Source organism: Priestia sp. JV24 (assembly GCF_025910025.1).
GTDB lineage: Bacteria > Bacillota > Bacilli > Bacillales > Bacillaceae_H > Priestia > Priestia megaterium.
In genome coordinates this window covers 266,333-279,320 of sequence record NZ_JAPCIN010000022.1, presented here as the reverse complement: position 1 = coordinate 279,320, position 12,988 = coordinate 266,333, and the positions used below count along the sequence as shown (strand labels likewise).

The window sequence follows — 12,988 nt, the reverse complement described above, 5'->3', positions numbered from 1 at the left end:
AAAATGAATCTAATCTAAAGACTAACAATCGGGATACATGAGCTGGACTGCTTGTGACACTGCTGTTGATTTCCGTGCAAGGCTTCGCTTTCCGCGGGAGGCCGCTGAGCCTCCTCGCTGCTTGTGCTCTTGCGGCGTCTCACCTGTACCGTTTTTCCCGCAGGAGTCTGCGCCTTGTCCTCCAATCAACAGCTAGAAGTAGCTACCTACATAAAACCTAAGTTCACCATAATCATAAAAAAACACGAACTATTCATCCTTTGTGATAGATAGTTCGTGTTTCACTTTAACTAGACTACTTTGTTCTCGACTCTTTTTTATAGATTGACGGAATTTGGCATATATTGATAAAATCTAAAGTATATTTTCTGAAAATTCTATTTCTTGAAAAAGAGAAAGAAAGGAGTAGCTTGTGATTTTTACTATTATTCAAGCTGATGATACGTGGGCACTATGGGGAATTCTAGCGATTTGGGCTTCTGTTAGTATTTTTCTCGAACAAAAGTATAAGTGGGCTTCTTTTCTGTCAGGAGCTATTATTGCGCTAGCAGGAGCGCTTATCCTATCAAATTTAAAAATCATTCCAACAGAGTCTCCGGTTTATGATGCGGTTTGGGCGTATCTAGTACCGCTTGCCATTCCATTATTGTTATTTCAAGTCAATATGAAAGAATTATTTCAAGAAAGCCGGAAGCTGCTTTTTATTTTCTTAATCTGTGCAGTAGGAACGGTTATAGGGAGTACGGCAGGCTTCTTGTTATTAAAAGATTATATTCCTGAACTAGCAAAAATTGCAGCTGCTATCGGCGCTTCTTATGTAGGCGGAGGGGTTAACTTTGCTACCGTTACGGCTAAATTTGAACCATCAAGTCAAATGGTTTCCGCGACGGTGGTTGCTGATAATATGGTCATGGCTTTGCTGTTTGCCATGTATATGTTTGTTCCTTCTATGAAGTTTTTTAGAAAACATTTTAAGACGCCCCATATTCAAGAAGTAGAGGCTGGGCAATATGGAGAAAATGATCGCCATACGCTTGCAGAAAAATATTGGGCAAAAAAAGAAATTTCGCTAAAAGACGTGGCGGCTTCAATTGGTACATCATTTTTTCTAGTGGTTGCATCGTTTAAATTAGCCGAATGGTTTGGAACAATCATTCCAACCGGTCCAAATGTTTCGGTAGTTCAAACATTATTACATACTATTTTGAGCGAAAAATACTTATTGCTTTCCACACTTACGTTTCTTGTCATTTATCTGTTTCCTTCTTATTTTAAAAACATTAGCGGAAGCCAAGAAATCGGCACATACTTCATTTATATTTTCTTTGTTGTCATTGGAGTGCCGGCGTCCATTCCATTAATTGTTGAAAAGGCACCTCTTTTGATTCTATTTGTGCTCATTGTGGGAATGAGTAATTTAATAGTGGGACTGCTTTTAGGAAGAGTATTTAAAATTGATTTAGAACATATTTTACTGGCGAGCAATGCAACGGTAGGAGGACCTACGACAGCAAGCGCAATGGCGATTGCTAAAGGATGGGGAAGTTTGGTTGGTCCTATCTTAGTAGTAGGAACGCTTGGCTATATTATTGGTAACTATATCGGTTTTGCACTTGGTTATTGGTACTTAACATTTTAAATAAAAAAACGCCTCCTCTGATGACTCAAAGGAGACGTTTTTTTATTTAGCGTGCTTGACTGCTGATGATCGATAAAAGCGGCCTTTAAAGATATACGTAGCTGTAATAAATAAATAGATAGCTAGTGTAATAGTCGTAATAACAACGGAGGTTGTGCAGATAACACCAATTAAAATAGCGCTTAGTGCAATTAGGGCAGCCCACGTCGTATAAGGAAACCATTTAACAGAGTAGCTACTCGATGCTTCTGGCTGAACTTTGCGGGACTTTAAGTGTGCGATTGCAATAATCAACCAAATAAACAACACGGTATATCCTAAGGATCCCATCAAATAATCAAATGTTTTACTTCCTGCAAATAAGGAAATCAACACGCCCACATAAAGGGATGATGTACACATTAAGATTGCATAGACAGGAACTTTGTTAACAGAAAGTTTCGAAAATATCTTTGGCACTCGACCGTCTACTGCTTGCGTATATAAAATACGCGAGGAACCGTAAAGCCCTGAGTTCATTGAAGAAATAACGGCTAACAAGATCACGGCATTCATAATATGGTCTGCTCCAGGAATTCCAATCATTTTAAATACCATCACAAAAGGGCTTTGAGAAACGCCATTCACTTCATTCCAAGGAATTAAGCTCACGATGATAAAAAACGGGAACAGATAAAAAGCAATGATGCGCGTTAATGTGCTGCGCACGGCTTTTGGTACTACTTTTTCAGGATTTTTTGTTTCAGCTAGCGTCACTCCGATGATTTCAGTTCCACCGTAAGAGTAGATGACCACTAGCATCGCCGTAATTAACCCAGTTGGTCCTTTAGGGAAGAAACCGCCGTGATCGCTCAAGTTTGAAAAGCCGGCTGCGGTATGGTGACCAAATGATACAAATAGTAACAGAAGTCCAGCGATGATAAAGATCACAATGACCGTAATTTTAATTAAGGCTAACCAGTATTCCGTTTCAGCAAATGCTTTAACCGAAAGCAAGTTAATAACTGTGACAATAACGGATACGCCTAAAGCAAGCATCCAAATTGGATAATCAGGAAGCCAGTACTGAATAAAAATAGCTGCTACAACGGCTTCAGCTGCAATGTTTAACACCCACATTTTCCAGTAAATCCAGTCTAAAAAATAAGCGGGGTAGCTTCCTAAAATCGACTGAACTAAATCACGAAACGTTCGTGCGTCACTGTTTCGAACGGCCATTTCAGCAAGACCTTGCATAATGAATAGTAAAATAATTCCGCCAATTAAATAAGCAATGATAACTGATGGTCCTGCCATATCAATAGCTGAGCTGCTTCCTTTAAATAAACCAGCGCCAATTGCTCCACCTAGCGCCATCATCATAATATGACGTGAAGTCATTGTTCGCTGCAAACCTTGGTTGTCCTTCTTCATGACTTTTCCCTCCACTTTTTTATAAAATAAAAAAAGCTTATCGTCTCCTACCTCATTATCAAATGAGAGAAGAGACGATAAGCTTTAGCTAACCGCGGTACCACTCTTGTTGGCTCTTAAAGAACCCTGCTTAAAACCTGATAACGAAGGTTAGACGTTAAAACTTAGAGAATACTTCTGCATTCTTTCTGAATTACCACTCCTGGGCGAGTTCAAAGTATTATTGGACTACGTTACACCAACCCGTAGCTCTCTTGACCGAATAATAAGCTTCTACTACTCCCAATCGCTGTGTTTTCGATTAAAAACTGAAAGTTCTTGATGAATAACCATTACTATACGTGCTTCTTTTTTCTTTGTCAACAGCTATTTTCTAAAAAATAAAATGATGGAACTTTGGTTTTTATAGAGCTCAAGACTGGTTATTTTGGTAAAAAAATCAGTCGTTTCACCTAATTTTCACCAACTCTGCTTACATTAAGAAATATGAAAAAGAGGTTGTTTTGACAAATACATAGCTGAGGAGAATGAATAGAGTGAAAAAGATGATGTACGTCCGGTTTGGACTGGATCTTTTAATGGCCGTTACGTTTGTTTTGTTTTTTAACAAACAAGTATTGGGAGGGTTAACGTTTCATGAAATTGCGGGGTTGGCGATTGCCGTCGCCTTTTTTACCCACGTGCTGCTAAACTGGCAGTGGGTAAAGAAAGTTACGGTTAAATTATTTGACCGCAAGCTTCCGCGCAGAACAAAGTTTGGTTACTTTTTAAATATCATGCTGTTGATTACAATGTCATTTATTATGGTAAGCGGTATTTTTATTTCAAGAGTAGTATTTCCGAATATTAATGTTGGCAATGAACAATGGTTTAAGATTTCGCATATTTCGGTATCGTTTTTAGTGTTAATTTTAGTAGCCGCTCACATAGGTCTTCATTGGCAATGGGTTATAAATGTATGTAAAAATATGACGAAATTCAAAAAGTCAAAGAAAAGCTTGAGCATAGCAGCTAAGCTTGCAACCGTTGCACTGTTAGTCGTTGGCATATACGAAATAAATGAGACGGGTTTTCTTGGAAAGCTTGGAGGAATAACGAAAGTATTGAATTTAAGTTCCTCAGATATACCGCAAAATGGCGGTGGGAAGCTGGATTTTGATCACCATTCATTTAGCGAGAACAAATCTTCTGCGACGGCATCTGCTGGTCACGAACGTCCGAACTTTGATCACGATGGCCGAGGTATGGAAAGAGAGATGAATGGAAAAGAAAGCGGCTTTGAAAGTCCGAATCCTTTTGTTGTAATCGGTACTTATTTTGCTATTATGTCGGTTTTTATTAGTGTTATTTATTATATTGGGAAAATATTATCAGAAGTAAAAAGACGTAAAAAAATGGCGGGTCCGACTGCAGAAATTTAAATAAAAATGCTTTCTATTTCACTGTTTTTTCATCGTGCAGAAGTAAAATCATTTGTGTAAAAGCAAACGCTTTGCAAAATTAATATGAGATAAACTTAGGTGGTGGAAATGGTGAAACAACACACACAGCCTGAAACGGAACATAAGAGAAATTGGTTTATTAATGCGCTATTGAACTTTGGTATTTATAAAAAAGGAAATCGGCACCTATACGAACTGACACTTCAAGAGTTAGAAGCTCAATATGTAAAAGTGAAGGCATTCATGTATAATCAGGGACCTCTTTCGCAATGATAAAAAAGCACTCAGTATATGAGTGCTTTTTTATATGAGAAAGTCTTATTCTTTGACAGGAAAAATTGTACATATTAAAATTACAGTATATTTTAAAGTTACAGTTTTAAATGACACATATTATAGGAAGGAAAAACAGTTTCTACCTATAATATGCCAATATTTTTGACCGTATCATTTTTGGAGGGAAACAAAATGACAAATAAAAAGTATGAGCCGCTTTTACAGCCATTTACTTTTTCAAATGGCATCAAATTAGATAACCGCGTTATTCTTGCGCCTATGACAAATTTTTCATCAAATGAAGATGGAACAGTATCAAATGCAGAAGTAGACTACTATGTACGACGTTCAAACGGTGTTAGCATGGTCATTACAGCATGTACATACGGAACGCCAAACGGCAAAGGATTTCACGGAGAGTTTGCTGCAGACAGCGATGAAATGATTCCTAGCCTAAGCCGCTTAGCAACAGCAATTAAAGATCAAGGGGCAAAAGCAGTTCTTCAAATTTTCCACGGAGGCCGCATGTGTCCGCCTGAGCTTGTTCCAAATGGAGAGGTTGTTAGCGCAAGCGCTGTTGCCGCAGAACAAGAAGGAGCACCGGTGCCTAGAGAGTTAACCAATGAAGAAATCGAAGGCATTATCCACGATTTTGGTGAGATGACGCGCCGCGCCATTGAAGCAGGATTTGACGGAGTTGAAATTCACGGAGCAAATAACTATTTAATTCAGCAGTTCTTTTCTCCGCATTCTAATCGCCGCGAAGATAAATGGGGTGGTAGCGTAGAAAAACGTTTAACATTCCCACTAGCGATCGTAGACGAAGTAAAGCAAGCTGTTTCTAAACATGCAAAAGAACCATTTTTAGTAGGCTATCGCTTCTCGCCGGAAGAGCCTGAGACGCCTGGAATTACAATGGCTGATACGCTGAGATTAGTTGATGCACTAGCAGAAAAAGACCTTGATTACCTTCACGTATCGCTAATGGAATTCTGGTCAAAACCTCGCCGAGGCGTGGAAGATACTCGTTCACGTATTGAGATTATTCAAGAGCGCGTAGGAAGCCGCGTACCTGTGATGGGCGTAGGTTTTATTCATACAGCAGACGAAGCAGCAGCAGCTCTTGAAACCGGCATTCCACTGCTTGCGATTGGCCGTGAATTAATTATGGATCCAGACTGGGTTCAAAAAGTCAAAGAAGGCCGCGAAAATGAAATTGTGACAACATTAAGCAAAAAAGATCAGGAAAAGCTTGTGATTCCTGACCCGCTGTGGCAAGCCATTATTAACACACCAGGCTGGTTCCCGGTTGAAGATTAAAAGAAAGACAGAAAAGCGCAGAGACGATGGGACTGACCCCGTGTCTTTGCGCTTTTTGCTTTTTCATGGAACAGCGCTTATGAACCATTAATTTACAAATGAACTTCTTTATGTTTGAATAATAATAGTTTTCTGAAAGCGAGGTGGAAAAATGAAAGCAGGCCCAATGGTAAAAATGATGGTTTCAATGAGTATTTTTGGTTCGATTGGGTTTTTCTCCACACAAACTGGACTGCCTTCTTTTGATTTAGTATTTGTTCGCTGTATTTGTGCAACGCTTTTTCTCGGAATGTGCTGGTTTGTAACGGGTGAATATAAAAGAGAAAAATGGAATGCCAAAGAAATAAAGCAGATTTTACTGTGCGGCATATTCCTTGTGTTTAACTGGGTGTTTCTATTTAAAGCATTTGAAATGATGTCCGTTACGGTAGCTATTTCTATTTATCATCTTGCACCCGTCTTAGTATTGCTTCTGGGAAGCTTTATCTTTAGGGAGAAATTAACGGTTCTTGGCATTATGTCTATTTTCATTTGTTTTGTAGGAACACTTCTGATTATTGGAGTGAAGGAACTTACGATTGATGGCTTCATGTCGTCAGGAATACTGTGGGCGCTTTTAGCCGCTTTGTTTTATGCATGCACAACGCTGCTTGGCAAAGGAATCATTCATACGAGTGCTTACGCTGTTACATTTCTTCAGACTTTTTTAGGGATTTTTTTATTATTGCCGTTTGTTCATTTTAGTGATTTTCATTTCTTAACAGCGGCCAATTGGACAGCTATTTTGGTAACGGGCTTTGTACATACTGGTTTAGTGTATTATTTGTTTTTCGACAGCCTGCGCTATTTAAAAACTCAGGTGATTTCGGTTTTAGTGTTTTTAGATCCAGCCGTTGCTATTTTATTAGATACAGCATTCACGGGATTTCGCCCGACGCTTCTTCAGCTGGCAGGCATTGTTTTGATCTTTTTAGGAATGCTTTTTACTTTTAAGCCAAAACCTTCATCTAAAAAATATTTCTGATAGCAAGGTTAAAAAGATCACATAGAATTTCTATTTCATCTGCAGGTCTTTATTTATTAGAAAAAGGGGAGCTAGTCATGAAAGTCAGTAAGCAAAACGCAGAACACTACGTGTGGGGAGGAAAATGCGATGGGTGGCACCTAGTGAAAAATAAAGACGTAAGTATTATTCATGAGCGCATGCCCCCTCATACGAAAGAGGTAAGGCATAATCACACGAGAGCACAGCAATTTTTCTTTGTGCTAAAAGGAACAGCTGCTCTAGAAGTAGACGGAATTATTTATGATGTAAAAGCCCATGAAGGAATAGAAGTGCTTCCGTCCATTCCTCATCAAATGATGAATCGTTCGAGTGAAGAGATTGAGTTTCTTGTTATTTCACAGCCCTTTGCACAAGGAGACCGCATAGCTGTTGAGAAAGATAAAGACTAAGCATAGATCAGTCTATTTTTACTAGTCCTAACAGTAAGGGAAGAATACCTTCCAGTACAATAGTACCTTTTCATTCAGTAAGTGAAATATTATGCCTAATAATATAAAAATACTTTTATTGCAGAGCAGAAATGTGGTAAATTAATATGTATGCAATATAGGGAGAACAAAATTTACAAATTAACAATTGTGTAATATTAACATCACGATAAAAAATAAGAGATTACAAGTTAAAATGTAAATTTTGTAGATGACTAAAAAAAGAGATGAAGATGATATTGTTTGACAAATTGAATCATTTTCAGGTAATCTTTTGCAGGACGTAACCGTTACGATTTAATGTAGGGGATTTTCCTGAGGTTAGCTGAACATGAAATCTCTACTTTTTAGTGAAAGGAATTTGAAAATGAAAAAACTATTTTCAAAGCCGTTGTTTTACTTTTTTATAGCGGTTTTATTCATGTGGATCAAGTCTTACATGTCTTACAAAGTGGAGTTCAACTTAGATATAAGTGACTCAATGCAAAAAACGTTATTGTTTATTAATCCAATTAGTTCAACTTTGATCTTTTTAGGGTTAGCATTGTTTGCAAAAGGGAAAAGAGCCATCGTTTGGACGCTTATCCTTAGTACCATCATGACGGTCATTTTGTACAGCAATATTTTATATTATCGATTCTTCAATGACTTTGTGACATTGCCTACTTTAACGCAAACAAGCAATGTGGGTCATTTAGGAGGCAGTATCGCTGATTTAGTAAAAGCTCACGATATTTTTTACTTTGTAGATATTATTTTACTGATTGCGCTATTGTTTGTTAGAAAAATCGAATGGCCAAAAGCACGCCTTAAATTCCGCTATACGTTCATGGTACTAGCGGCAGGAGCTATCGCTTTTGCAATTAACTTGCACTATGCTGAAAAAGATCGCCCTGAATTATTAACAAGAACATTTGATCGCAACTACCTAGTGAAATATTTAGGAGCATACAACTACACGGTGTATGATGCAGTTCAAACGTTTAAAAACTCAAAGCAGCGAGCATTCGCAAGCAGTGATGACTTAACAACAGTGAAAAACTTCAGTACAAGTCACTATGCAGCTCCAAATATTGAGTATGCCGGTAAAGCAAAAGGAAAAAACATTATTAAAATTCATCTAGAATCATTTCAGTCATTCCTGATTAACTATAAGTTAAACGGGCAAGAAGTAACGCCGTTTTTAAACTCATTAGCAAATGGAAATGAATTTATGTATTTTGATAACTTCTTCCATCAAACAGGACAAGGTAAAACAGCTGATGCAGAGCTTATGATGGATACGTCATTATACGGCTTGCCTCAAGGATCGGCATTTAGCTTAAAAGGCCGCAACACATACCAAGCAGCACCAGCGATCTTAGATCAAGAGGGCGGCTATACAAGTGCCGTTTTACACGGAGACTATAAAACGTTCTGGAACCGTAATGAAATTTATAAGCAGTTCGGTGTGGATAAATTCTTTGACGCAAGTTATTACAATATGACTGGTGATAACAAAGTAAACTATGGATTAAAAGATAAGCCATTCTTCAAAGAATCTATGCCAATGCTACAGTCATTGAAGCAGCCGTTCTATGCGCATATGATTACATTAACAAACCACTTCCCATTTGTCCTTGATAAAGGCGATGCTAGCATTGAGCCGGCAAACACAGGCGATGGAACGGTAGACCGTTATTTCCAAACGGCTCGTTATTTGGATGAATCACTGCAAGAATTCTTTACAGAGCTAAAAGCTTCAGGCTTATATGACAACTCAGTTATTATGATTTACGGCGACCACTACGGTATTTCTGAAAATCATAACAAAGCAATGGAAAAAGTTCTTGGCGAGAAAATTACGCCATATAAAAACGCTCAGCTTCAGCGCGTACCGTTCTTCCTTCACGTACCAGGTGTAAAAGGTGGAGTGAACCACACGTACGGCGGTGAAATTGACGTAGTGCCTACGCTTCTTCACTTAGTGGGAATTGATAGTAAAGAGTATGTTCAGTTCGGTACAGATTTATTATCAAAAGACCACGATCAGGTAGTAGCATTTAGAAACGGTGATTATGTTTCTCCGAAATACACGTCAATTGACGGCAAGTATTACGATACAAACACAGGAGAAAGAATCACAGCAACAGACGAAGCGAAAGCTTATAAAAAGAAAGTTGGAAGAGAGCTAGAACTTTCTGATAAAGTGTTATACGGTGATTTATTACGATTTAATAAATTAGATGACTTTAAAGCGGTCGATCCATCAAAATATATGTATGGAAAAGATCAAGAAACAGAAAAGTAATGTAAGCTTTCACACCATACAATCCAAACAAGCAAGTAGAGGAGCTTTTTAAAAGCTTAGCTACTTGCTTGTTTTATGAGAACTTCATTGAAAAAGAAAGCTGGTGACAGAAACGTGGAGCGAACAAGACGCAAAAGAAGAAGAAGAGTTCGATGGGGCAGAGTGTTCTTTGCCTTGTTGTTTCTTTTTATGATCGTTGGAGGCATATACAGCTATTTCCAATATAAGCAAGGGCTATCGATGGCAAGCGATGGTAAATTTGCGGATGACGGCACGACATTTGAACAGTTTCAAGGCAGTCTCCCAAATAACGGAGAAGTAAATATGCTGCTGTTAGGAAGTGACTCGCGCGGGGAAAAGCATTCTCGTACAGACTCTATTTTAATTGCTCACTACGATTCTAAAAGCAAACACCCGAAAATTGTTTCGCTTATGAGGGATATGTACGTGGATATTCCAGGACACGGCAAGCAAAAGCTGAATGCTGCTTACGCGTTCGGAGGTCCTGAGCTGCTGCGTAAAACGATCAAACAAAATTTTGATATCGATATTAACTATTATGCAGTTGTGGACTTCGAAGGGTTTTCAAAAATTGTAGATACGATTGCACCTGATGGCATTGAAGTAACCGTGCCTCACGACATGTCTTCGGGAATTGGTATGACGCTTCACAAAGGTACTCAAGTTTTACACGGTGAACAACTGCTTGGCTACGTACGTTTTCGTCATGATAACATGAGTGATTTTGGACGCGTTCAGCGCCAGCAAGAAGTCGTTTTAAAGCTTAAAGATGAAGTAGCAAGCCTAAACAGCGTGTTTAAAATACCGAAGCTTCTCGGCGTAATGGATCCTTACATCGATACAAATTTAGATACAAAAAGCATGATGCTTCTGGCTAAAGATGTGGTAACAGGAAACATGAAAGATGTTCAAATCCTGCGACTGCCGTTAGACGGATCGTTTGAAAACAAAACGTATAGCGGTGTTGGTATGGTGCTTGATATTGATTTAGATAAAAATAAAGAAGCGTTGCAAGAATTCTTAAATGACAAATAAAGAAAAGCCTCGAGACGCATGTCTCGAGGCTTTTTCCTTATACATAGACGATGATGCGTTTGAATGACGTAATTAAACTGGTCACTATACCAGAGCATACAACAATGAATAATGAATAAATAGCTGTATCGTTTTGAAGCAGTAAAATACCTGAAATAATAATAGATGCGTCAATCACTAAAATGATGATGCCGGGGTTTAAAGATAACCATTTCGCAAGTATCAGAGAAAATAAGTCGACCCCGCCTTGACTTGCGTGCTGCCGGAGCATGATGCCGGTTCCGATTCCGTTAAAAACACCTCCAAGGCAAGCGCTTAAGATAATGGGAAGGTGAAAAATCCCGTGAAGCGGAAACAGCAAATCAATCATAACGGCTGAGAGAACCATGCCATAGATAGCATTTAAAAAATAAGAGCGGTTAAAACCCAAGGCGAGAAGGTAAATCGGCAAGTTTAAGCAAAAAATCATCACACCTACTTTATAGCCAAGTAAATAATTAATGATTAAGCTAATTCCGGTAATGCCTCCTGTTACAAGCTGAAGCGGAAGAATAAAAACGTTAATCCCAATACTAACAAACACACTGCCAATTCCAATTGCAATCAATTTTTTATACATGCTGTCTCATCCTTGTCTATGAATCTCTTTATATGTATATGAAGACAAGCAGAGTTTCAGCACAAAGACCGCTTTAGAAACCATAATGAACGGATTAAATATATGCAAAGGAAGCTGTTTTAAGATGCAAATGTGTTGCATAAACATGGTTCACCATAGACAATAAGAATTAACGAAGAAGGTAAATGGAGGAGAAAAAATTGATCGTTCGAAAAGCTAGAGAAGAAGAAACATCATCTATTGAAACAGTGACGCTTGCTGCTTATGAGCAATATGCAGCTGTAAAATCAGAAGCACACTGGAAAAGATATCGAAAGGGAATTTTACATACCCTGAGTGAAGAAAAGAAATTTGAGTGCATTGTAGCTGAAATCGATGGAGAAATGGCAGGAAGCGTTTTGTTTTATCCCCCAAATACGGATGTATACGGAGGATTGTTAAAGCCATTTCCATGGGCTGAAATTCGTCTGCTGGCAGTTGCTCCGTCGCATCGCCGAAAAGGAGTCGCCAACGCGCTTCTTGAAGCGTGTGAAAAAGAATCTCGGGAGCTAGGGTGTTCTTATTTAGGTTTACATACAGATCATTCAATGGAACATGCCATTAAGCTGTACACTAAAAGAGGTTACGTTCGCTTTCCTGATAACGATTTTTATCCGGTAAAAGATTTGCACGTTATGGCATTTAGAAAATCAGTTTAATAAAAAAAGCCTTTGAAATCAATGATTTCAAAGGCTTTTTTGAGATTCTGAATTTAAAATGACAAAAGCGAGAAAAAGAATAGCAGAAGCTAACCAAACTGCTTTTGTCCCCAGGGTGAAAGTAGAAATAGAACCTAACAATGCCCCGCTCAAAAAAGAGAGGATAATGGCGGTAAAACGAAGGCACTGATAAGCAGCATTTTCATCGCGTTTGAATATAGCATAGTATGCTGCTTGAGAAGCAGTACGAAGGTTTCCGGTTGTCATGGTTGTATTATATGACCATTTTATCAAAGTTCTAAATGAAGAAACTTGAAGAGCAGCAACAAATGAAATTGTTACTGTAACCAACATATTAGGAACACTAGACGGTAAAAAACCAACGATAATGAGTACGACAATTTCTAAAAGCAATACGATACGAGAAGTATCAGGGAGTACAGATACAAATCGCGGCTGCTTAAATGTTTCGGTTACAGCAACGCCTAGGATAAAGGCTACAATAGGTGGAATATGAAGAAAAGCTTCTGTCCATTGACCTTGCGCTGCCTTTACACCTAATAAGACGATATTTCCACTTTGTGCATTTGCGAATACTCCGTTTCTGCTTATATACGTATAAGCATCAAGAAAACCTCCCACAATAGCTAACAAAATTCCAAGGATAACTGAATTTGCCGTTGCAGCTTTTTTGAATCGTTTCGTTAATTGTAAAAAGTAAGATGATTTGTTTGTGAGCAT

13 protein-coding genes and 1 other annotated feature are annotated in these 12,988 nt (G+C 38.4%); of the genes, 9 read left to right on the top strand and 4 right to left on the bottom strand.

The genetic code is table 11. The features are described 5' to 3' along the window. Positions 1-21: 21 nt before the first annotated feature. Positions 22-189, bottom strand: a complete 168-nt coding sequence (locus OK414_RS20675; RefSeq protein WP_162837667.1) for a hypothetical protein — start codon at positions 187-189, stop codon at positions 22-24. A 223-nt stretch (positions 190-412) separates the two neighbouring features. Between OK414_RS20675 and OK414_RS20670 the strand changes: the two genes are divergently transcribed. Next, the gene (locus OK414_RS20670; RefSeq protein ID WP_034649482.1) at positions 413-1,639 is read left to right on the top strand and encodes a DUF819 domain-containing protein; all 1,227 of its coding nucleotides are present in this window, start codon (positions 413-415) and stop codon (positions 1,637-1,639) included. Between the two features lie 42 nt (positions 1,640-1,681). On the opposite strand, the gene OK414_RS20665 is transcribed toward OK414_RS20670, so the two are convergent. After that, a complete protein-coding gene (locus OK414_RS20665) occupies positions 1,682-3,052 on the bottom strand; it encodes an amino acid permease (protein WP_013084610.1) in 1,371 nt (456 codons plus the stop codon). 67 nt (positions 3,053-3,119) lie between these two features. Continuing rightward, positions 3,120-3,351 (bottom strand) — a binding site (T-box leader). 228 nt (positions 3,352-3,579) lie between these two features. Between OK414_RS20665 and OK414_RS20660 the strand changes: the two genes are divergently transcribed. The 7 genes from OK414_RS20660 to OK414_RS20630 all read left to right on the top strand — a co-directional run bounded on the left by OK414_RS20660 (position 3,580) and on the right by OK414_RS20630 (position 10,930). Beyond that, on the top strand, positions 3,580-4,473 hold the full coding sequence (locus OK414_RS20660; RefSeq protein ID WP_263045006.1) for a DUF4405 domain-containing protein: 894 nt from the start codon (positions 3,580-3,582) through the stop codon (positions 4,471-4,473). Positions 4,474-4,581: 108 nt separating this feature from the next. Then, entirely contained in the window at positions 4,582-4,767 is a 186-nt protein-coding gene (locus OK414_RS20655; RefSeq protein WP_034649488.1) for a Fur-regulated basic protein FbpA, read from the top strand. A 195-nt stretch (positions 4,768-4,962) separates the two neighbouring features. Continuing rightward, positions 4,963-6,090: an NADH-dependent flavin oxidoreductase gene (locus OK414_RS20650; RefSeq protein WP_034649493.1), complete on the top strand. Its 1,128-nt coding sequence runs from the start codon at positions 4,963-4,965 to the stop codon at positions 6,088-6,090. Between the two features lie 151 nt (positions 6,091-6,241). Beyond that, positions 6,242-7,114: a DMT family transporter gene (locus tag OK414_RS20645; protein ID WP_034649495.1), complete on the top strand. Its 873-nt coding sequence runs from the start codon at positions 6,242-6,244 to the stop codon at positions 7,112-7,114. Positions 7,115-7,191: 77 nt separating this feature from the next. Further along, on the top strand, positions 7,192-7,545 hold the full coding sequence (locus tag OK414_RS20640; protein ID WP_034649497.1) for a cupin domain-containing protein: 354 nt from the start codon (positions 7,192-7,194) through the stop codon (positions 7,543-7,545). Positions 7,546-7,951: 406 nt separating this feature from the next. Continuing rightward, entirely contained in the window at positions 7,952-9,874 is a 1,923-nt protein-coding gene (locus tag OK414_RS20635; protein ID WP_128819916.1) for an LTA synthase family protein, read from the top strand. A 75-nt stretch (positions 9,875-9,949) separates the two neighbouring features. Next, positions 9,950-10,930 carry an LCP family protein gene (locus OK414_RS20630; RefSeq protein WP_404932048.1) on the top strand — a complete coding sequence of 327 codons (981 nt, stop codon included), beginning with the start codon at positions 9,950-9,952 and terminating at the stop codon, positions 10,928-10,930. Positions 10,931-10,967: 37 nt separating this feature from the next. Here the strand turns inward: OK414_RS20630 and OK414_RS20625 are convergent, their stop codons facing one another. Then, positions 10,968-11,549 (bottom strand): YitT family protein, encoded by a 582-nt coding sequence (locus OK414_RS20625; protein ID WP_013058630.1) that lies wholly within the window; start codon positions 11,547-11,549, stop codon positions 10,968-10,970. 200 nt (positions 11,550-11,749) lie between these two features. Here OK414_RS20625 and OK414_RS20620 point away from each other — a divergent pair, with 200 nt between their 5' ends. Next, positions 11,750-12,247: a GNAT family N-acetyltransferase gene (locus OK414_RS20620; protein ID WP_047930689.1), complete on the top strand. Its 498-nt coding sequence runs from the start codon at positions 11,750-11,752 to the stop codon at positions 12,245-12,247. A 27-nt stretch (positions 12,248-12,274) separates the two neighbouring features. On the opposite strand, the gene OK414_RS20615 is transcribed toward OK414_RS20620, so the two are convergent. Beyond that, positions 12,275-12,988, bottom strand: a complete 714-nt coding sequence (locus OK414_RS20615) for a YoaK family protein (RefSeq protein ID WP_013058628.1) — start codon at positions 12,986-12,988, stop codon at positions 12,275-12,277.

Coding starts and splice junctions, on each gene's coding strand:
- OK414_RS20665 (WP_013084610.1), bottom strand. CDS start 3,052: ATGAAGAAGGACAACCAAGGTTTGCAGCGAACAATGACTTCACGTCAT.
- OK414_RS20660 (WP_263045006.1), top strand. CDS start 3,580: ATGAATAGAGTGAAAAAGATGATGTACGTCCGGTTTGGACTGGATCTT.
- OK414_RS20655 (WP_034649488.1), top strand. CDS start 4,582: ATGGTGAAACAACACACACAGCCTGAAACGGAACATAAGAGAAATTGG.
- OK414_RS20650 (WP_034649493.1), top strand. CDS start 4,963: ATGACAAATAAAAAGTATGAGCCGCTTTTACAGCCATTTACTTTTTCA.
- OK414_RS20645 (WP_034649495.1), top strand. CDS start 6,242: ATGAAAGCAGGCCCAATGGTAAAAATGATGGTTTCAATGAGTATTTTT.
- OK414_RS20640 (WP_034649497.1), top strand. CDS start 7,192: ATGAAAGTCAGTAAGCAAAACGCAGAACACTACGTGTGGGGAGGAAAA.
- OK414_RS20635 (WP_128819916.1), top strand. CDS start 7,952: ATGAAAAAACTATTTTCAAAGCCGTTGTTTTACTTTTTTATAGCGGTT.
- OK414_RS20630 (WP_404932048.1), top strand. CDS start 9,950: ATGAGAACTTCATTGAAAAAGAAAGCTGGTGACAGAAACGTGGAGCGA.
- OK414_RS20625 (WP_013058630.1), bottom strand. CDS start 11,549: ATGTATAAAAAATTGATTGCAATTGGAATTGGCAGTGTGTTTGTTAGT.
- OK414_RS20615 (WP_013058628.1), bottom strand. CDS start 12,988: ATGCTCACAAACAAATCATCTTACTTTTTACAATTAACGAAACGATTC.